General features: G+C 47.6%; 22 protein-coding genes and 1 pseudogene. 16 read left to right on the top strand and 7 right to left on the bottom strand.

Going from position 1 to position 18,462, the window contains the following annotated elements:
- The first annotated feature begins 269 nt into the window (after positions 1-269).
- Positions 270-623 carry a hypothetical protein gene (locus ACH11B_RS10920; protein WP_377613422.1) on the top strand — a complete coding sequence of 118 codons (354 nt, stop codon included), beginning with the start codon at positions 270-272 and terminating at the stop codon, positions 621-623.
- A gap of 232 nt (positions 624-855) precedes the next feature.
- A pseudogene (locus ACH11B_RS10925) lies at positions 856-1,170 on the top strand (spore photoproduct lyase family protein); the annotation flags it as partial.
- A gap of 18 nt (positions 1,171-1,188) precedes the next feature.
- On the opposite strand, the gene ACH11B_RS10930 reads toward ACH11B_RS10925, so the two are convergent.
- On the bottom strand, positions 1,189-1,419 hold the full coding sequence (locus ACH11B_RS10930) for a hypothetical protein (RefSeq protein ID WP_377613442.1): 231 nt from the start codon (positions 1,417-1,419) through the stop codon (positions 1,189-1,191).
- A 467-nt stretch (positions 1,420-1,886) separates the two neighbouring features.
- Here ACH11B_RS10930 and ACH11B_RS10935 point away from each other — a divergent pair, with 467 nt between their 5' ends.
- From ACH11B_RS10935 to ACH11B_RS10975, 9 genes are all read left to right on the top strand, one after another.
- Entirely contained in the window at positions 1,887-2,141 is a 255-nt protein-coding gene (locus ACH11B_RS10935; RefSeq protein ID WP_130856285.1) for a hypothetical protein, read from the top strand.
- Positions 2,142-2,311: 170 nt separating this feature from the next.
- Positions 2,312-2,959 (top strand): carbonic anhydrase family protein, encoded by a 648-nt coding sequence (locus ACH11B_RS10940; protein ID WP_377613423.1) that lies wholly within the window; start codon positions 2,312-2,314, stop codon positions 2,957-2,959.
- 402 nt (positions 2,960-3,361) lie between these two features.
- Positions 3,362-3,556, top strand: a complete 195-nt coding sequence (locus ACH11B_RS10945; RefSeq protein ID WP_377613424.1) for a hypothetical protein — start codon at positions 3,362-3,364, stop codon at positions 3,554-3,556.
- A gap of 53 nt (positions 3,557-3,609) precedes the next feature.
- Positions 3,610-4,101: an RNA polymerase sigma factor gene (locus ACH11B_RS10950; RefSeq protein WP_130856293.1), complete on the top strand. Its 492-nt coding sequence runs from the start codon at positions 3,610-3,612 to the stop codon at positions 4,099-4,101.
- On the top strand, positions 4,091-4,651 hold the full coding sequence (locus ACH11B_RS10955; protein ID WP_377613425.1) for a hypothetical protein: 561 nt from the start codon (positions 4,091-4,093) through the stop codon (positions 4,649-4,651). The genes ACH11B_RS10950 and ACH11B_RS10955 overlap by 11 nt, the downstream gene beginning before the upstream one ends.
- Before the next feature lie 123 nt (positions 4,652-4,774).
- Positions 4,775-5,269 (top strand): AAA family ATPase, encoded by a 495-nt coding sequence (locus ACH11B_RS10960; protein WP_377613426.1) that lies wholly within the window; start codon positions 4,775-4,777, stop codon positions 5,267-5,269.
- A 146-nt stretch (positions 5,270-5,415) separates the two neighbouring features.
- On the top strand, positions 5,416-5,922 hold the full coding sequence (locus ACH11B_RS10965; RefSeq protein WP_377613427.1) for a hypothetical protein: 507 nt from the start codon (positions 5,416-5,418) through the stop codon (positions 5,920-5,922).
- A 104-nt stretch (positions 5,923-6,026) separates the two neighbouring features.
- Positions 6,027-6,284 (top strand): hypothetical protein, encoded by a 258-nt coding sequence (locus ACH11B_RS10970; RefSeq protein WP_377613428.1) that lies wholly within the window; start codon positions 6,027-6,029, stop codon positions 6,282-6,284.
- Positions 6,263-6,481 (top strand): GNAT family N-acetyltransferase, encoded by a 219-nt coding sequence (locus ACH11B_RS10975; protein WP_377613429.1) that lies wholly within the window; start codon positions 6,263-6,265, stop codon positions 6,479-6,481. Before ACH11B_RS10970 ends, ACH11B_RS10975 begins: the two co-directional genes overlap by 22 nt.
- On the opposite strand, the gene ACH11B_RS10980 is transcribed toward ACH11B_RS10975, so the two are convergent.
- On the bottom strand, positions 6,478-6,981 hold the full coding sequence (locus ACH11B_RS10980; RefSeq protein ID WP_377613430.1) for a pyridoxamine 5'-phosphate oxidase family protein: 504 nt from the start codon (positions 6,979-6,981) through the stop codon (positions 6,478-6,480). The genes ACH11B_RS10975 and ACH11B_RS10980 overlap by 4 nt on opposite strands.
- A gap of 238 nt (positions 6,982-7,219) precedes the next feature.
- Here ACH11B_RS10980 and ACH11B_RS10985 point away from each other — a divergent pair, with 238 nt between their 5' ends.
- Both ACH11B_RS10985 and ACH11B_RS10990 read left to right on the top strand, forming a co-directional pair.
- Positions 7,220-7,372, top strand: a complete 153-nt coding sequence (locus ACH11B_RS10985; protein ID WP_377613431.1) for a lmo0937 family membrane protein — start codon at positions 7,220-7,222, stop codon at positions 7,370-7,372.
- Between the two features lie 576 nt (positions 7,373-7,948).
- Positions 7,949-8,299: a PAS domain-containing protein gene (locus ACH11B_RS10990; RefSeq protein ID WP_377613432.1), complete on the top strand. Its 351-nt coding sequence runs from the start codon at positions 7,949-7,951 to the stop codon at positions 8,297-8,299.
- Between the two features lie 707 nt (positions 8,300-9,006).
- Here the strand turns inward: ACH11B_RS10990 and ACH11B_RS10995 are convergent.
- From ACH11B_RS10995 to ACH11B_RS11010, 4 genes are read right to left on the bottom strand one after another with little or no spacing between them, the layout of a single operon-like run.
- Positions 9,007-9,402, bottom strand: coding sequence for a hypothetical protein (locus ACH11B_RS10995; RefSeq protein ID WP_377613433.1), 396 nt, complete (start codon positions 9,400-9,402; stop codon positions 9,007-9,009).
- Between the two features lie 17 nt (positions 9,403-9,419).
- Positions 9,420-12,650: an error-prone DNA polymerase gene (locus ACH11B_RS11000; RefSeq protein WP_404274021.1), complete on the bottom strand. Its 3,231-nt coding sequence runs from the start codon at positions 12,648-12,650 to the stop codon at positions 9,420-9,422.
- A 6-nt stretch (positions 12,651-12,656) separates the two neighbouring features.
- Positions 12,657-14,156 carry a Y-family DNA polymerase gene (locus tag ACH11B_RS11005; protein ID WP_404274022.1) on the bottom strand — a complete coding sequence of 500 codons (1,500 nt, stop codon included), beginning with the start codon at positions 14,154-14,156 and terminating at the stop codon, positions 12,657-12,659.
- On the bottom strand, positions 14,156-14,896 hold the full coding sequence (locus ACH11B_RS11010; protein WP_149105780.1) for an ImuA family protein: 741 nt from the start codon (positions 14,894-14,896) through the stop codon (positions 14,156-14,158). The genes ACH11B_RS11005 and ACH11B_RS11010 overlap by 1 nt, the downstream gene beginning before the upstream one ends.
- Positions 14,897-14,966: 70 nt before the next feature.
- On the opposite strand from ACH11B_RS11010, the gene ACH11B_RS11015 reads away from it, so the two are divergent.
- Together ACH11B_RS11015 and ACH11B_RS11020 are read left to right on the top strand one after the other, a co-directional pair.
- On the top strand, positions 14,967-15,764 hold the full coding sequence (locus ACH11B_RS11015) for an XRE family transcriptional regulator (RefSeq protein WP_404274023.1): 798 nt from the start codon (positions 14,967-14,969) through the stop codon (positions 15,762-15,764).
- A 26-nt stretch (positions 15,765-15,790) separates the two neighbouring features.
- Positions 15,791-16,045 carry a hypothetical protein gene (locus tag ACH11B_RS11020; RefSeq protein ID WP_377613438.1) on the top strand — a complete coding sequence of 85 codons (255 nt, stop codon included), beginning with the start codon at positions 15,791-15,793 and terminating at the stop codon, positions 16,043-16,045.
- Between the two features lie 99 nt (positions 16,046-16,144).
- Here ACH11B_RS11020 and ligD read toward each other — a convergent pair whose 3' ends face one another.
- Positions 16,145-18,286 (bottom strand): DNA ligase D, encoded by a 2,142-nt coding sequence (gene ligD / locus ACH11B_RS11025; protein WP_404274024.1) that lies wholly within the window; start codon positions 18,284-18,286, stop codon positions 16,145-16,147.
- Here ligD and ACH11B_RS11030 point away from each other — a divergent pair.
- Entirely contained in the window at positions 18,267-18,443 is a 177-nt protein-coding gene (locus ACH11B_RS11030) for a DUF3606 domain-containing protein (RefSeq protein WP_289553357.1), read from the top strand. The genes ligD and ACH11B_RS11030 overlap by 20 nt on opposite strands.
- Positions 18,444-18,462 lie beyond the last annotated feature (19 nt).

Genomic DNA, 18,462 nt, shown 5'->3' on the forward strand with positions numbered 1-18,462 from the left:
ATTAGTTGCCAAACCTCATAATCGCAACAATGTTTGCAGATCTTCAATAAATGTTTGGTAAAGTACTATTTTCAAACCGTCTGTTTCAAGTTTCAAAAGTCTTTTATACTTTTTATAAGTAAGGACAATTGATGTTCACTCATTTGCATATGTTTAGATGCGCTAAGTTGATACGTAGAGATTAAAGATCCATTTGCGATCGGTAGTCAAACTATAACAAGGTGTTCTTGTTAATGTTATATAGTCAGTTGAAAATAATATCACATATTATGGAAAAACATCATCCCATAGTTGCAGGTACCGTTGGAACAACGTTGATGACACTATTTAGCTATATGGTAGCGGCGTCAAAGGGCGAGAAATTTGAGGAACCAGCTCTTTTGGCTGAAATGGTCGAAAAATTAACAAAAGAAAAAGAACTCGCTCGTATAAGTGGCTGGACAATGCATTTCACCATGGGCTGCAGTATGGCCTTCGTTTTCCAGCAAATATGGAAACAGACAAAAACCAATCCCGGTATAAAGCAAGGTTTAATTGCCGGTGTACTTAGTGGTTTGTCGGGAATATTAATTTGGAAAGCGGTATTCAAGTTTCATCCAAATCCCGCCTCCGATTCCGTTTAACCGGTATTATGGACATCTGCTATTGGCTCATGTAGTTTTCAGTATGGGCGTGGCATTAACCAGTAGAAATTATAAAAACGAAAAGATACAACAATCTATCGGAAATGAGGAATCTAAATAATTAACTGTTGAGTTGATCTCGTATCGAAGGGAGCCGAATATCAGTTCATTTTCGGATAAGTCGATTTGTTTGCCAAACTATATCCAAATTTAATTCGAAGGGAACTAATTCATGCTAGAGGATAATAAAATCTGTCAGTTGCTATCAATCAGCAGAATATACCACGAGCCAAAGGTTATGGCATATCCGAGAGGACGCGAAATACTCGAGCGGTTCCCTGATGCAGAGCGGATTCAAGTGGCCTCCCACCAAGCTATACCAGAGCTTTTTGGTTTCGAAGGAGCGGTAGAAGACTGGTTATGGAATAAAAAGAATGTGCTGATACTCGGCACCAAAAAAGCACTGCAGGCGCGTCCCAATACCCGAAGTTCAAACTGGGTAGCACCATCGCATTCCAATGGTTGTTCTTACTGCTATGTGCCCCGGAAGATAGGGTGTACGGCCTTACGGTTTACTTGCATCCTTTTCGGCAACACTGTCGGTTTGCATCGGATACATTTTTTCACTGAGCGTGGAGTCCTGCGCCTTTGGTGCGTCTATAGTATCGGCATCAAACTGTTCCTGGACATCGTCGGGCGATTGACTATCGCATCCACATGCGTAAATCATTACCGTTGAAGAGATAATCAGCAATCCACCAATCAGTTTTTTTTTAAAATTTTTGTGATTCATCATTGTTTTTCGGCTTAACTTGGCTACAAGTACATGTTAAGTTTGCCTTCTATTAAATCGTCAAGCGTTTTTCTAGTATCTCGTTCCTTCAATTCCCATGTTAGAAATCAAAATCATTTATAGCCATTATCAACAAGAAAACCCCAAAAGCGATTGAAATGTTTGAGACCGGCGGCTATTAGTTACCTATAACGCGATAGGCAATAAACAGGAGCATGTAACAAATGTGTGATGGGTATGTTTTGGCACTTCTATTGCTTCAATATACGCAATACTTTAACACCCTATGAAAAACGTAAAGGCTCTTGATCAAGGATCGGGAGCTTTTTCCTTTTTTTCTGCCAACAAATTATGACTTAGGGCATCATGATAAACGATAAATTATCCTCTACAAACATGATGGCTTGTGAATTTGTTAGAAAGTCTGTATTGCTTGCGTTATCACTGCAAGTTATAGATATAAATTAAATATGATTGTAACGCTTACTCCAGACATCGTGCAACAGCTTCACGCAAAAGGCATAACCTTTCTTTATGCTCCGCTCCAATTTAGTCTTGACGATCCAATTTGGGTACCTATGGTTGTCGAATTTTTTGACTGTGATTGGATAGATCCGCAAGCAGATGCTGTATTGTTGCTAAAAGCAGCGCTAGAGATACCCTTCGAGCAGTTTCTAAATCACCGCGTAATGCTGCCCAATAATTGGGATATGCATGTAGTTTAACAACTGTGGAATCAGTCAGACCAATCGGTCGGCTTCGATCTCATTTAACAGCCTATGCCCTTGCTAATAATGCTATAACCATATACGAATTATTTATTGTGAAAAGACGGCAGTGAATTGCTTTCAACTTTTTAACGTTTTTCATAGATTGCACAACATAAAACATCAAAATGAGAACGCTAACAAAAGAAGATCAACAGGCAATAACACCTCAAAAGGCCTTAAACCTATTGGAAGAGGGCAACAAACGGTTTGTTAATAATTTAAAAATCAATCGAAACCTTTTGCAACAAGCAAATGAGACCTCAGACGGCCAACATCCCTTCGCTGTAATTCTAAGTTGTATCGATAGTCGCACATCCGCCGAATTGATTTTCGACCAAGGCTTGGGCGATGTTTTCAGTATCCGGGTTGCCGGTAATATTGTTAACGAAGACGTTTTAGGAAGCATGGAATTTGGTTGCAAAGTGGCGGGTGCAAAAATAATTGTCGTGTTAGGCCATACCAAATGCGGTGCAATTAAAGGCGCATGCGATCATGTGGAAATGGGAAACCTAACCGCTTTACTCTCGAAAATTAGACCCGCTGTTGATGAAGAATTGACCACAAAGGAGAACCGTAGTTCCAAAAATAGCGAATTTGTTGAAAGGGTCTCTGCTATAAATGTCAACCGTTCGGTCAAATCGATAATAGAGCGTAGCCCAATTCTAAAAGAAATGATAGAAAGCGGCGAAATCGGAATAGTCGGCGGCATTCACGATATTACAACAGGCGTAGTTACCTTTTATCCGGATACCTCAATCTTCGGTAAAAATTGATCACGGTCCGGTTTTACCAACCAGAGGAGATGATACGGTAGCCGGCCATTTGGTCATTAACACCTATAAGAAAAGTAAAGGCTCTTGATCGTGGATCGAGAGCTTTTTCATTAAGTTTCAGCTGTAGAAAAGAGGCTATGTAGGCACCTACACGCTGGATGGCGGTTATGGTATGCTGCAAATATACCTAGCGGATGGCAAATTGTACTCCACCTACCAGCAAGAGCTATTACCTAACATACCGCTACAATTTTCTGACGATAATTCGCTTATGACCAAGAAAAGAATGGCTACGATATCAGGTATCAATTCGCTCTTAATAAAAGAGTAAAGCTAAAAATTTCTGACGCAACCTGTAAGGTTTCCCCCATAAAATGCAACTAACCTCCAAAAATTATTAATATGAGAGCACTAGCCATGATTTTTCTTTTCGCAATAAGCGCATGTGGTCGCGAATCTTCTCCGGAAGGCAGGTCGATTATTAGAGACGAACAGATCGTCGAACAGCTTGACTCATTGAAACGGCAGAACCACGTACTTCTTGATAGCGTTGGTGCGCTTAATAAAAGAATAGAAAAGCTAGAAAGGATAAGGTGAGACGGAAACAGTCGCAAAAGTATTGATATCTTAGCAGAACGCATGCCCATAGTATGAATGAAGATCAATTTTTACAACTTGTTTCAGTCCACCAGGGAATCATTCATAAGGTCTGTCGATTATACCGAGACACACCGCCTGATCGAGAAGATCTATTTCAGGAAATCGTTTTTCAGCTATGGCGTTCTATTGATGATTTCAGGGGGCAGTCAAAAATTAGCACATTTATCTATCGCATTGCTCTTAATACCGCTATTGCAACATTCAGGACTGATCGAAAAAATGTGATAAGCTATGTGGATCAAGTGCCGGAAATGTCGCCCCAAAACGAGGACGGAGCTTTAGCCGATCGTAAGGACCGATTGATGGCTGCAATTAAACTATTGGCAGAAGGAGATCGTGCCATTATAGCTTTAGTCCTCGATGAGTATAGTTATAGAGAGATCGCAGAGATCATAGGCATAACAGAGAACAATGTTTGCGTGAGGGTTTCCCGGATAAAAGATAAAATCAGAACACTATTAACTAGCAATCATGAGAATTGAAGAAATGAAAAGCCTTTGGGCAGCACAGCCCATTGAAATAAAGCCGAATGAAGCACTGGCAGAAATGCTTACAGAAAAATCTCATCCAATCCTTAAAGGAATCAGAAAACAGCTGTTACTGGAAATCGGCTCGTGGCTAATTATCTTATGTGTATACTACAATATGTTTGACGGTGAAAAGCGACCTTTGGCAGCTAACCTGGTACTTATAATCTGTGTGCTGCAAGCAATTGCCTTTAATTTTACCGGCTATTTGGCCGCAAGAAATCTTGTATATGGTGATAATATAATAACTTCAATAGCCGTATATCTAAAAAAACTCAAGCGATTTAAATGGGGCTCTTTATGCTCGAGAATAATCTTCACGGGTGGTATGCTGTTTTTTTTCATTTACGGATTGGATGTGGCTATTTTTAGGATATTATCTATTGCTTTTATCGGCCTTGTATTTACAGGCCAACTCTGGTTGCTTCAAAGACAGTGGTCTCAAAGAATTAAAAAGCTCGCGGAGTTAAAGTTCGAACTGATAAATACCAACGGAAAAAACTAAATCGGTGAGTACTAAATTTACAACAGTTTAAACCGCTTTCTATTAAAAAATTCGATCAAATATCTAGGTAAAGAGAAAAGGCTTAGTACCGAATTTCTGAAGGCAAACTTATCATGCTATCATATGCTATCAATTACCTCATCGGCAAAGCGTATTTATTTAACGGGAATGTCCGGAACCGGTAAATCTTCGATAATAACCAATTTACGAAATCGCGGTTACCGCGCAGTTGACACCGATTACAATAATTGGAAAGTATTTTCTGAATCCGATAGAGAGTGGATATTAAACGAAGAAAAGATGTATGATTTTTTGGAGTCAACAAAAGAGGACGCTCTTTTCATTTCCGGATGCTGTAGCAATCAATCCAAATTCTATAAATTTTTCGATTACATTATTTTACTATCTGCTTCAATTGAAACTATACTTGAAAGAGTTTCCGAGCGGCAATCGAATGCTTACGGGCGGACCGTAGCAGAACGGAACGAGATTATCCGGAACTTTAAAAATATTCAACCACTATTGAAAGAGACAGCGGACATTGAGTACGACACAGAAAAGCTAACGATCGAACAGATCACCAATAACTTAACGAGTCTTCTGCGCCACTGCAAATGATAGCTATTATGTCTATAGGGGGAATAAATGGTATTTGCGTATCATTCAAGGGATTATTCTAACGGTTTTATTTTTACGTTCATGTAGCGAATCAACTATAAAAAGTGTTTGATTCTAAGAAATTGCTAACGATTAAGACCATAAATATGAAAAATCAACCGCTACTTAGGCCATCAGTGTTTATGCTCGCTTTGTTTTCAGTATTTTTTTTCAGTTGCGGAAAGGCGAACAACGAAACGCATATTGAAGAGCCATATAAATTGGAAACCAACCTCTTCGTAGGGAACCAGCTGTTCATCAACACGATGAAGGCTCGAAATTCGGAAAACGTTTTCGAAATTTTGCAGGTAGTCCGGAAGAATGATATGTTGGATGTCACAGTAAAAGGCGGGGGTGCCGCAGCGTCATTTCAGTTCATTTGGAATGGTCTCGTACAAGAGTCATTTCCAATGGGAGTCCAGTTGATAATGTTGTACGAGAATACGAATAAAGATTTCGACCGAAATAAGGAAATATCCGTATCTGTGAACCTTCAAAAAATTGTTGGTGAACGAAACAATGTGAATGACTATCACTTCAATGTGATTAATGGATCAAAAAAACAGACAGTAATATTGAATCCGGACGGTAGCACGTCCAAAGAAGATAAATAATCAGTTTTAGTCGGCATTATATCAGTTATGTAGATTTTGAAGGGCACTGTACAACAGGTGTTGCTGCATTAATTCGATATTTACGTTACTAAAAATAAAAGAATATGATGAATGATTTGCTTATCAAGAAGTTGTCAGTCACCGATGTATCCTGTTTCGAAAATCTTATTATCCTGTTTGAAGCAGTTTTCGAAATGAAAAAATTTTCTATGCCAACAAGTGAATATCTCCGTGAGTTGCTGGCGAAGGAAAACTTCCATGTATTTGTAGCTCTGAAAGAGGGTTCCGTAATAGGAGGGTTAACCGCTTACACCTTGAATCAATACTATTCCCAGAACCGTTGGCCTACATTTTTGATTTAGCAGTCGCCAGCCTATGGCAACGGCAAGGCATAGGAAATGCCCTGATTATGCATACAAAATCTTACTTCCGGCAGAATGGTTATTCGGAGGTCTTTGTACAGGCCGACAAAATAGACGATTACGCTGTCGATTTTTATAGGAAAACAAACCCTACGGAAGAAGAAGATGTGCTTCACTTTTACTATACATTGGATTAAAGGTCCAAATTGCCATGTCTTCCAATATTTGATTGACTGTCTGTTAGGGCATTTGCCGCAACTTTAAAGAAAGTTACCAATTTATTGGTTTTATTATCCCAATAATGGGCTGCTAAAGGTGTAACTTTTAAAATTCGAATGGTCGGATCATCTTTTCCCTTTTCAAACCAGGCCTCCATCATTTTATTCCAATACCTATCAATCCGAGCCCTATCGCTGGAAATTTCAGCCGTACCGTTAATACTAAGGAAATTATAATTTTTAATATCTGAATATAAAAGGCTTACATTTTTGTTTTTTTGGACGTTTTGAAACGTTTCGCTTTCTGACGAAAAGAGAAAATAGATCGCACCGTTTTCATCTACTTCTTGTCGGCTCATAGGGATAGCATGCAATGCTTCCTCTGCTACATTAGAACATAACATACCAATATTAATTTTATCCACCATCTCGCGTAATTTTTGAATAGCGTTTTCTCCGTGCAAATTATCAGTGCTCATATTGTTTAAATTTTAGTATTAACTGACGCCTATCTGTTTATCGTTCTGATTTATCAAGATTGGCAAATCCTGCTTTGTTAATTTATTTAGGATAATAACTTACAGGCCCAATGAAATGTTTTATCGATTTGCAATGATTCCGGCTACCACGTAGAATATGCGAATTCATCCTGTGATAGAATTTCCGAAACAAAATAGCCACAAAAATTATTACTAGTTAACACAAAACAAAAACACTATGGGAAATTTCCTTTATATCATTGCCGTGGTACTGGTAATCATTTGGGCAATTAGTTTTTTTGGCGGTTATGCAGATGGTGGAATTATTCACGCGTTGTTGATTATTGCCATCATTGCGATATTGCTGAGAGTGATTAGAGGTACAGCTTAATTTAATGCAGGAATAGTTTGGATGCTAATTCAAACTGTTCCTATATAAATGACATAACCTATGAAATATCTTAAATTTCTCTTTTCTGACCCCTTAGTTTGGAGTATCCTCTTGGGTCTATTGATCGCTATTTATCTCGTCTAGGAAATAAAAGTATATCAACTCATACCATATCAGGATAGCAGCGACTTTAATTTTATCCGATTAAAGTTTTACCATCTGCGTTTAAGCCGGTCGTTTCATTGGCGATAAAGTTTACTTCTTTAAGAATGCCGCCCGGAATAAAATAATAGTCGATCATCAGCAATTCATTATCCTCGTTAATCTAATAGATTTCGCATATATATTGTTCCTCTGGTTGGCGTGATGATGGACTTTTAGACACTTCCTTTTTTATGTGAAAGTTTTTACAGCGTGTCCCGTTCAATTAGCATGAAGCAACTATATACAGAACGAAATTCATCGGGCACAGAACATTTCAGATTTGTTGACTGTTCTTTGAAATAAAATCAGAAGTTGGAAAGAGGGTTGGGTGTCGAGTGTATGCCAAACAATACCCTTTGTGAATGAAACGCTATGGACAAATTATCCAGTTCATGTAATTCCGGTAAAGAGCAAGCTGTTCCAAAACATCTACTTGTGGATCACGCACCTGTTGCGATGTATACATGTGATCCATCCGGTCGTATTACATTTTATAATCGCGCTGCGGCCGAGTTGTGGGGCAGAGAACCGGAAATCAACCAAGACCTTTGGTGTGGTTCCTGGAAAGCGTACTATCCGGACGGTTCAACCATGTCGCCGGACGAATGCCCTATGGCAAAAGTGCTCAGGCAACAAATGACTATTATGCAAGCGGAAGTTACGATTGAACGGCCCGAGTATCTTGCTTATACGGCGCCACATTGGCCCCTGCATGGCATATAAGCAATTTGAGAAATTTCAGTTTCATTTTTTTAATCCTTTAAAACACAGTAATTATGAATGGTTATCATCAGTATCAGAAATGTATCGACGCATGTTTGCGCTGTGCCGCAATCTGCAATCATTGCGCCTCATCTTGTACTAAGGAAGAGAACATTAAAATGATGGCACGCTGTATCGAGCTCGACATGCAATGTGCTGCCATATGTTATGCAGCTGCTCAATTGATCAGCTTAGGAAGTGACAAGGTAAGAGATATCTGTAGAATTTGCGCAGATATATGCGAAGAATGCGGGAATGAATGTTCGAAGCATGATACGGAACATTGTAAAGAATGCGCTGATATCTGTAAGCAGTGCGCTGCTGAATGTAGAGCAATGTAATTAATGAAGAAAGATTCCATTCAAGAAATCTTTCTTCCGCTATCCATTTTCTGAAGTTGGATAAGTACGTGCATATTTATCCGACTTCAGTTCAGTACCGAATTTAAAAAATCTTTTATCGGTGGGGGCTCTGTTAAACACTTTTGCAAATGCCATTTTCTAACTAATAGCTAGCGCTTCATCGCGTTTATCGGTTTCTTTCGGATGCCGTAGTAGGAGAGGCTTTGGCACTTATATAATGTTGTTTGCAGTAGCCTTTAATATGTTTTGTCGCACCTACTTATACAAGCATAAATATGGATAATTTCTGAATTAAAATAGCTACAGCTACAATGGCAATTTACTAAGCCCGGTCGTCATCGGCCAGACCACACCACCACGGTTGTTTCTCAGATCTATCACCCAATGTTTCGGAGAATGCCGATCAAGTTCGGTTATCTTATCGTATAGTGTATTTGCATATACTTGGTAAAGACTGTCTCCCGCAACAGCCAGTGCAGGTAAATCACGCCCGTAGGGGGCGGTCTCCGTACCATGCGTCAATCTGGGCGTTGGCACTTCCTTATCGTACATCTTAACCTTGGTCTGCTGCCAGGGCACATTATGCAATAAAAAAGTAAGCAGCGTATCCGCCTCCGGCCGTTCCAGAAAGCCGGGCGTATAGTCCATCAGTTCCCGTGGCAGTACCAGTTGCCGGTTATCATCAAACAGTTTCCCCTGCATCTCCATTCAATTAAAATTTACCTGAAATTCCGTCCTTTCGGAAACAGCTCCAGTTGAGCATCAACCCGTACCTGCGTCCTTTTGTTTTTGGCAGGGAAGACATGGCCGTCTTTTTCATCGGCGGGCGAGAGCGTCCGCAGCTCAGCCTGCTTTCTTTCCTTCTGACCGAGCAATGTGAGCAGCCCGGAGAGATTGTAGAGCCTTTTGGCCACCACGTGGGTAACCTGCCCCTCGCGCTGCAGTTTACCCTCTACCATCAACAGCTGCGAGTAGAGGATTTCCTTCCGGTACCGTTCAAAGAGACTCGCAAAGGCCACCAGGTTGGCCACGCCCGTTTCGTCCTCGATCGTGATGAAACAGACACCGCCCGCCGTTCCCGGGCGCTGCCGCACCAGCACCAGTCCGGCCACCCGAACAGGCGTGCCATCGGGCCAGCGGTCCAGTTCCTTCGTGGTCAGGATACCCCGCTCATAAAGCTGCCGCCGGATAAAGCTCACCGGGTGCGCCTTCAGTGAAAGTGCCAGCGAGCTGTAATCCTGCAGCACATGTTCCGATTCTGACATTGCCGGCAGCTGTACCTTTTCTTCCAACGTACTCGCCGAAGGCTGCCCTTCAAAAATGCCGACAGGGCGATCGTGCAGGGCCGACACCTCCCAGAGCGCCCGCCTGCGGTCCATGCCCATCGAGCGGAACGCATCGGCATCCGCCAGGCGCTCCAGCGAAGCGATGGAAACCCCTGCATCCGGCAGGAAATGGATGTGCGTATAAGGTCTCTTCCGCGCCCGTACCAGCGCTTCCATTTCCTCCCGGTTCATTCCTTTAACCTGTCTGAAACCCAGGCGCAGCGCGCAGTAGGGGCCTGTTTTCTCCTCCAGGGTATTGTCCCAATGGGAAAAGTTGACGTCAACGGGCCTTACCGTCACGCCATGCTCCCGCGCATCGAGCACAATCTGCGCCGGGGCATAAAAGCCCATGGGCTGGCTGTTCAGCAACGCTGCGGCAAACACGTCGGGGTAGCGATGCTTCAGCCAGCAGGAAACGTAAACCAAGAGGGCAAAACTGGCCGCATGGCTTTCGGGAAAGCCGTAGCTTCCGAAACCTTCCAGCTGGCGGAACACCCTTTCGGCAAATTCCTTTTTATAGCCCCGTGATACCATGCCGTCGATCAGCTTCCTTTCGAACCGGCTCACCAGACCCTTTGCCTTAAAGGTGGCCATGCTGCGCCGCAGTTCATCCGCTTCGGCAGGGGTGAAGCCCGCGGCCACAATGGCGATTTTCATGGCCTGTTCCTGAAAGAGGGGCACGCCCAGTGTCTTGCCCAGAATCGCTTCCAGCTCGGGAGAGGGGTATTCCACCTCCTCCTCACCGTTGCGCCTGCGCAGATAGGGGTGTACCATATCCCCTTGGATCGGGCCCGGCCGTACAATGGCCACCTCGATCACCAGGTCGTAAAAGTTCCGCGGCCGCAGGCGCGGCAGCATCGATTGCTGCGCGCGGCTCTCGATCTGGAATACCCCGATGGTATCGGCCGCGCTGATCATATCGTACACCTCGGGGTCATCCTGCGGTACGGTGGCCAGCGTCAGCTCCAGCCCGTGATGTGCCCGTGCCAGATCAAAGGCCTTGCGGATGCAGGTCAGCATGCCCAGCGCCAGCACGTCGATCTTGAGGAAGCCCAGCGCATCGATATCGTCCTTGTTCCATTCGATGTTGGTACGGTCCTCCATCCGTGCGTTGATCACCGGACACAGGTCGGTCAGTTTACCGTCCGTGATCACAAAACCGCCCGTATGCTGGCCCAGCTGGCGCGGAAAACCCATAAACTGCCGTGTGAGTTCCAGCACCTTTACCAGGTGAGGGTCCTTCGGGTTGAAGCCGTGCTCCGAAATGCGATCGCCCTCAAACCATTCGTCGGTAAACTCCCAGATGGAGCTCGACAGGCGGTTGATGGCATCCACCGACATGCCCATGGCCTTCGCCACATCCCGTACCGCGCCTTTCTGGCGGAGCTGGGTCACCGTAGCCACAATGCCCGCGCGGTCGCGTCCGTACTTTTCATAAATATACTGGATGATCTCCTCGCGCCGCTCATGCTCAAAATCCACATCGATGTCGGGCGGCTCGTTCCGGGCCGAAGAGATAAAGCGCTCGAAGAGCAGGTCAAACTTCGTCGGGTTCACCGCCGTGATGCCCAGGCAGAAACAGATGGTGGAGTTGGCGGCCGAGCCGCGGCCCTGGCAGAGGATGCCGCGTGAGCGGGCCTCCCGTACAATGTCATATACCGTCAGGAAGTAGGGCGCATAATCCATCTCCGCAATGAATTTCAGTTCGTGTTCAATGGCCGATGAAACCTTTTCCGGCAGCGGATCACCGAAAAAGTCGTAAGCTCCCTGCCACGCCAGCCGGGTCAGTTCCTCCAGGGGCGTGCGCCCGTCCGGCATAATCTCCCTCGGGTACACATACTTCAGACTGTCGAGGTTGAAGCGGCAGGCCTCCGCGATCCGCCGGGTGTTTTCGATGGCCTGCGGATATTTTCCAAAAAGGCGTTCCATCTCCCCGGCGGGCTTCAGGTAGCGTTCCGCATTCCCGTAAAGCAGGTAACCCGCATTGTAGATCGTTTTCTTTTCGCGCACACAGGTCACGATGTCCTGCAGCTGCCGCCGCTCGGGGCTGTGGAAATGCACATCGTTGGTGGCCACCATCGGTATGCCGAAATCCGCTTCCAGTTCCCCTATGCGGTAGAGCCTTTTGGCGTCGCTGCCCCTGTACAGCCAGGAGGCCGCCACATAGAGTTGCCGGCCGAAGGCCTTTTTATATTCCAGCAGCTCCCTTCTGAAATCCTCTCCGAAATCAAATTCGTCATCAAGATCAACGGGAGGCAGGGAAATAAAGATCATCCCTTCTGCATAGCGGTATACATCGGCCTTATAGAGCTCGCATTTCCCCTTTTCCGTCCGCCGGTTGCCTTCGGTCAGCAGCGCCGAGAGACGGGCGTAGGCATCCCTGTCCGTCGGGTAGGCCAGCAGGGGAGGGCCGTCCACAAGATTGAGGCGTGCGGCGGGGATGATACGCAGACCGTGCTTTTTCGCAGCGCTGTGTGCCCGCACAATACCCGCCAGGGTGTTGTGGTCGGTTATGGCCATGCTCCCATAACCGAGCGCCGCGGCCTGTTCCACCAGTTCCTCGGGGTGCGAGGCACCGCGGAGGAAACTGAAATTCGAAGTGACCTGTAATTCCGTATAATCCATAAACCGTTAAGCAAAAAAACCATGGATGAACCATTCCGGCTCGCCCTCGCCATCATAATGCCCCGATCGGAAGAGCCAGTAGCGTGCGCCGTCTTCATCTTCCACACGGTAGTAATCGCGCTGCGGACCCGTCTCGATCCACCATTCCCTTTCGATGCGCTCGGGCCCGTCCGCCTTTTTTACCTTATGCCTCTTCCCTTTGTATACAAAAACCATGGGCGGGTAATCCGGCACGGGAGCCGATACCCGGATAGGCTCCGGCTCGGGCAGCAGGTAAATCGGGCGCGGCTCACCGATGGGCCAGGGGATGGCCGGCTGTTCGTCATAAGAGGTGGCGGGCCTGATGGAGCGCTCCGGCCAGTGGTGCTCATCCGGCAGATAGCGGCGGATGGCATCGTGGCCGGCACGCGTGGCGATCCGGTCGAGCAGATTGCCGATCTCCGTACTTTCATAGGCACCGCCATCGTTCCACAACTTCTCCTGTCGGGCATCGAGATCCTCCACAACGGGCGCTTCCAGTATAAAAAGCTCGATGCCCAGACCGGGGGCAATGGTGCCGATCTTTTCGCCGAACAGGCGGAAGAGATGGTGCCGGTCACGCGAAGGGCGGCCGGTGCCTATCTGGATCTGCTGTACCCTACCATCTATACGGAAAGACCGGAAAACCGCCTTCCGCAGCCCCATCCCATCCTTCAGCAGATTCTGTGTAAGCATTTCCAACAACGTCTCCAGCGCCATTTCAATGGCCTTTCGCGTCCGTACCGGCTCCAGACAGGGCAGGCGTTCCGCATAAGGTGCCGGCGGCCGCACCGGTTCCAGCGGTTCGGGAGAGGTGCCCAGCGCCTGACCGATGCGGTTGAGCAACTGCTCACCGAAACGGCGGCGCAGTACCGTACGGGGCATGCCGATAAAATCACCGATGTGGGTAAAGCCAAGCTTCTGCATGCGTTCCGTTATGGCCCCATCCAAACGCAGCGCGGCGGGAGGCAGGGGTATCAGGGCCGCCGGCTGCCCGCCGGGAGCAACCACGGCGCCATCCGTTCCATAACGGGCCACGGCCCATGCCGTTCCGATGGTGTCGGCCATGGCCATCCGCACATCATAGCCCGCGCCTTTCAGTTTCCCCGCAATCTCTCCCATATAGGGCCTTTCCCCTTTCCATAGGTGGGTGCAGCCGCCGGCGTCCAGTATCAGTCCGTCGGGCAGATCGACGCCCGCCATCGGCGTATAGCGCAGGCACTGTTCGGCCAGACGCTTCAGCAATTTTTCCGCACGGTGGGGCTCATAATCGAAGACCTCCAGATCGGGATAAAGGGCACGCGCATCGGCCAGTACCATATTCACGGTAACACCTTCCGCCGCTGCCGCGGGGCTCAGGGCCCGGATCACCATACGCCCCCGCTCAGGCGCGGCCAGTACAAAAGCCTTTCCGCGCAGTTCCGGCCGGTGGATGGCCAGGTCATCCGTGAGCAGATGACGGAATGCTATCGCAACATATCTTTTCATCAGGTACCGGTATGTGTATAAACTTTCTTTTTAACGGGGGCATCGGGCGCAATGTGCCGGAAATTGCCGGCCTTCCAGCACAGGTGCCAGGTGCCGGGCCTTCCGTTGCGTATCTTCCCGAGCTGCACTTCCCACAGCGGGTGGCCGATGCCCGGCAGGCGTCCGTCCTGCAGGCTGCCCAGGGGGCGTATGTTCCAGCGCGAGACGCAGGCCAGGTTGTTCAGGCGGCGTGGGCGGTAGCGGTGCAGAAAGCCCGTAACACGGCTCTGCTCCACGGCCAGCTGCAGGCGGCGCGAGGCCGTCAGGTCCAGCTCGCGGATTTCGCCCACCACAGCGGCAAGCGAAGGGCACTTGAGCGCCTCCTCCAGCACCCAGAGGGCATCCTTTTCCCCATGCAGGTTGATGAAGATCACCCGGTGGGGCTCAATGCCGAAACCCAGCAGGGAGGGCGGAAACAAACGCTTGCCGATGCTCACCCAGAGGCAGGGACCCTTCCGCTGCATCAGACGGCCGATCAGGCAGGCGATGAAGCCGGTAGATGCCGCCGCTTCCTCCGCACTGTTACTGATAAATTCATGGATGGCCCCGAGCGGAAAGGTACCCATCGGGAAGGCCTTTTCCATCGGCCCCAGATCCCCGGGCAGTTCATCGCTTCCGTTCGGAGCGGAAAAACCCTCCGCTGCCAGAATCATTTTCCGCAGCTCCTCCACCACTGACTTTTTCTTCAACGAGGTTTCCATATCCCGATTTTATTTTTAACTTTGTCATCATTGGTGACAAAATGAATGTCATCAATAATAACAATACAAAATGGAAGCTGCAAAAGTTTTTTTCAGAAGCAATCTCCGGTTTCTCCGCAACCGCAAAAAATACAGTCAGGAACACCTGGCGCAGCTGCTGGGCCTTACACGCAGTAAATATACCGCACTGGAGAACGGGCAGACCGAAAATCCGCCGCTGGTCGACCTGATCCGGTTGTCCGAGTTCTTCAGAATCCCCGTTGATTACCTGCTCCGGCAGGACCTGGGCCGCTGGAGCGAATACGAACTGCGCAAGCTGGAAACGGGGGCAAAGGAATATATCAACGGGAAGAACCTGCGCGTACTCTCCATTACCGTTACGCCCGATAATAAGGAAAACATGGAGTATGTACCCGTAAAGGCCAAGGCAGGCTATGCCGCGGGCCATGCCGATCCCGAGTTTCTGGCGGCGCTGCCCAAATTTTCGCTGCCGAACCTTCCGGCCGGGGGTACCTATCGGATGTTCCCCACTACGGGCGATTCGATGCTGCCCGTTCCCGAGGGGAGCGATGTGGTGGCCCGTTATGTGCAGGACTGGAAAACCCTGAAGCCCGACAGCCTGTGCATCGTTATCCTCAAAGGTGAACGGGATTTCGTGTTCAAGCAGGTTACCCTGCAGCGGGACGGTACCGTACTGCTCCGCTCGCTCAATAAAAATTACGCGCCCTATACCGTAGGAGTCGAGGAAGTACTGGAAATCTGGCAGTATGTAAAGCACCAGACCGACAAACTGCCTCAAGCCCGAACCGACCTACAGGAAATCAGGCAGCTCCTTCTTGATGTAAAAAAGCGGGTCGAAAAAATATAAGGCTTGGAATTATTTAAACAGAACAGATGGACGAATCCTTTTTCATAACCGTAAATTACCGGAATACCGAACATAGTTTCGAAAGCCGTATCCGCTGGATGGGCTATACCCATAAGATCGAGGTGGACGTATACGGCACCCCGGTGCATTTCGAACCCGATGAGGAACGGAATTACCGGGCCGTGCTGGTAGATCCGACTGCCGACACGTCAAAAGAGCTGACACCGGGACTGTTGCAGGCAATCGCAAGCTATCTGGAAGAGCAGGTTAAATCGAAGTAACCACCGGTCCGGTACCTATGCCTTTTTATAATCCGATTTTATACAGGTATATCTAATGGATTACACACTAAAAATATTAACTTATAGTTACCTTATTTCTTATGAAGACAACAGCCACTGTAGTTTTATCCGATTGCTATTTATAATTTTTAGAGCCGTCAGCCCTTTAAACAAGTCACCTTTCTTTTTCAGCCGTTCCGGGATTGTCTCCATGGTAAAAGCATAGCGGTCGAGGCCCCGTTTCACTTCTTTCCAATCGAGCGGCGTACTGACAATCGGCAGGTGATAAGGGCGTACCGAATAAGGTGCCGCCAGTGTATCGGCATAATCATTTTGGTTGGCATCAATATACACTTTGCCTTTACGGTGATCGATCGTTTCGCTGCGCGTGCTGCTGTCCGGAACCAACGCATGCACCTCATCCGCCAGGGCATTGGCTATGGCACGGCTCTGCGTAAAAGTGAACCCTTTGCAGGGAATATAAATATGCATACCGGTTTTGCCCGAAGTCTTCACGTAGCCTTTCAGACTGTGCGAATCCAATACCTCCTTTACCGCAAGCGTCACCTCAACCGCCATTTCAAAACCCTTATCTTCCGTCTTCCTGCCCGAAACCGTCGGGTCCAGGTCGAGCCAGATATAATCCGGCTCATCGGGCTTTTGCACACGCGAAGCCCATGGATTGATGTCCACGCATCCCCAATCCACCATATAGAGCAGGGTTTCCAGATTGTTGCATACCAGGTAATCGATCCGGTCGCGCTTTCCTTTCTTTTTCACCCGTCGTTCATCGGTAAAGATAGCTGCGCAATCAGGCTGTCGGTTTTCCATGTCCTTGATAAAAGTGGTCGGGCCTCCGGCATGCGTCAGCTTCAGATTGAGCGACTGTGGCCTGTCTTTCAGGTAAGGTAAGATGTAGGGTGCAATCCTGTTGTAATATAAAACCAGGTCTCCCTTGGCCACGCCTTTCCAGAGCTCCCGACCGATATCGTGCAGCTTCACCGTGCAATGTTTCATCGGGAAGTCCGAAACTTCCCTGCCTTCCATCGATTCGTCCACCCGTTGCCAGTTGCTGCTTTCATTGAGATAAACCTTTTTTCCATCCGGCAGGGAACCCTTGCCATCGGTAGGGAGCGTTTCCACTTTTTCGGCAATCACCTCTACCGATGCGGCAGATTCCGGCACCTCCCGTACCACCTGATCGGGCCTTTTATCATAACGGAAGCCCAGGAAGGTGGCGGGTTTACGGATGCGACCCGATTTCGTCCAGGTAGCGAATTCAAAGTTGGCCACCAATAGCGGTTTTACCCAATGGGTTTTAGCTCCCTTGGTATCCAGTACCTGATTGGTGAACGGCGATTCATCGATTTCCAGTTCCTTCAGTTTCTTCAGAATACCGGGCATATCTTTCTGCTTATAACCTCCGCCGCTGCGGCCGATCCAACGGAACTTACCCTTCTCATAGGCACCGAAGAGCAGGTGTTTGAAAGAGCGCGATTTATCGGACTCCGCCCAGCCTCCTATAACGAATTCCTGCCGTTTCCGTGTCGGGATCTTCAGCCAGTTATAACTGCGGTCGCCTTCCAGGTATTCGCTGTCCTTTCGTTTGGCCACTATCCCCTCCAGGTTCATATTCAGCACCTCTCGGTATAAAGCCCGGCCGTCCTCAAAACTTTCGCTGAAGCGCAACACTTCGTGTCCGCTGATCAGCTTTTTCAGCAGTTCCTTCCGTTCGATCAGCGGATAATGCCGCAGATCCTCTCCGTCTAGCCAAAGCAGGTCAAACACGCAATAGCTGATGGGCGTACTTTTTCCATTATAGAGCTGTATGGCATCAAAGTCAGGTTTCCCGTCGTCATTGAAGATCACCACCTCGCCATCGATGATGACGTTGTGCTTCAGCTTACGGAGCGCTTTTTCAATCAGCGGATACCTGGAAGTATAGTTGAGACCACCTCTCGAATCCATCCGCACCGTTCCATCTTCCACAAAGGAGATGATGCGATAACCGTCCCATTTGATTTCATATAGATAGGCATCGCTGTCTACCGGCTCCTTTACCAAAGTGCAGAGCATAGGCCTGATGCGTTCGGGCAATTTTCGTTTCGATCGTTGATCTGCCATATATTCCGGAACAATACGGATAGGGCTTTTGTTTAATTTCAGCGGCTCAGTTAAACACTTTTGCTTTGCACTTGTTAGAAAAGGAAAAACGAATATTATGGCAGATGATAAAAGCAAAAGGGACGGCAGGGACCGTAGCAGGGTAGCGGGCGATGAACGCTACGAAATCGATTACCTTGTAAAAGAACTGGGCGTGAGCCGTGCCGATGTGGAAGATGCGATAAAAGCTGTGGGGAACGATCGGGAGAAAATCATAAAGCACCTGAAAAAATAGCCGGTTTCCGATAACTCCC

It is taken from the genome of Olivibacter sp. EAT-5 (assembly GCF_044784325.1).
Classification (GTDB): Bacteria; Bacteroidota; Bacteroidia; order Sphingobacteriales; family Sphingobacteriaceae; genus Olivibacter; species Olivibacter oleidegradans.

Coding starts and splice junctions, on each gene's coding strand:
- ACH11B_RS11020 (WP_377613438.1), top strand. CDS start 15,791: ATGGACGAATCCTTTTTCATAACCGTAAATTACCGGAATACCGAACAT.
- ACH11B_RS10985 (WP_377613431.1), top strand. CDS start 7,220: ATGGGAAATTTCCTTTATATCATTGCCGTGGTACTGGTAATCATTTGG.
- ACH11B_RS10940 (WP_377613423.1), top strand. CDS start 2,312: ATGAGAACGCTAACAAAAGAAGATCAACAGGCAATAACACCTCAAAAG.
- ACH11B_RS11010 (WP_149105780.1), bottom strand. CDS start 14,896: ATGGAAACCTCGTTGAAGAAAAAGTCAGTGGTGGAGGAGCTGCGGAAA.
- ACH11B_RS10945 (WP_377613424.1), top strand. CDS start 3,362: ATGAGAGCACTAGCCATGATTTTTCTTTTCGCAATAAGCGCATGTGGT.
- ACH11B_RS11015 (WP_404274023.1), top strand. CDS start 14,967: ATGGAAGCTGCAAAAGTTTTTTTCAGAAGCAATCTCCGGTTTCTCCGC.
- ACH11B_RS10970 (WP_377613428.1), top strand. CDS start 6,027: ATGATGAATGATTTGCTTATCAAGAAGTTGTCAGTCACCGATGTATCC.
- ACH11B_RS10965 (WP_377613427.1), top strand. CDS start 5,416: ATGAAAAATCAACCGCTACTTAGGCCATCAGTGTTTATGCTCGCTTTG.
- ACH11B_RS11005 (WP_404274022.1), bottom strand. CDS start 14,156: ATGAAAAGATATGTTGCGATAGCATTCCGTCATCTGCTCACGGATGAC.
- ACH11B_RS10990 (WP_377613432.1), top strand. CDS start 7,949: ATGGACAAATTATCCAGTTCATGTAATTCCGGTAAAGAGCAAGCTGTT.
- ACH11B_RS10995 (WP_377613433.1), bottom strand. CDS start 9,402: ATGCAGGGGAAACTGTTTGATGATAACCGGCAACTGGTACTGCCACGG.
- ACH11B_RS11000 (WP_404274021.1), bottom strand. CDS start 12,650: ATGGATTATACGGAATTACAGGTCACTTCGAATTTCAGTTTCCTCCGC.
- ACH11B_RS10955 (WP_377613425.1), top strand. CDS start 4,091: ATGAGAATTGAAGAAATGAAAAGCCTTTGGGCAGCACAGCCCATTGAA.
- ACH11B_RS11030 (WP_289553357.1), top strand. CDS start 18,267: ATGGCAGATGATAAAAGCAAAAGGGACGGCAGGGACCGTAGCAGGGTA.
- ACH11B_RS10935 (WP_130856285.1), top strand. CDS start 1,887: ATGATTGTAACGCTTACTCCAGACATCGTGCAACAGCTTCACGCAAAA.
- ACH11B_RS10930 (WP_377613442.1), bottom strand. CDS start 1,419: ATGATGAATCACAAAAATTTTAAAAAAAAACTGATTGGTGGATTGCTG.
- ACH11B_RS10920 (WP_377613422.1), top strand. CDS start 270: ATGGAAAAACATCATCCCATAGTTGCAGGTACCGTTGGAACAACGTTG.
- ACH11B_RS10950 (WP_130856293.1), top strand. CDS start 3,610: ATGAATGAAGATCAATTTTTACAACTTGTTTCAGTCCACCAGGGAATC.
- ACH11B_RS10980 (WP_377613430.1), bottom strand. CDS start 6,981: ATGAGCACTGATAATTTGCACGGAGAAAACGCTATTCAAAAATTACGC.
- ACH11B_RS10960 (WP_377613426.1), top strand. CDS start 4,775: ATGCTATCAATTACCTCATCGGCAAAGCGTATTTATTTAACGGGAATG.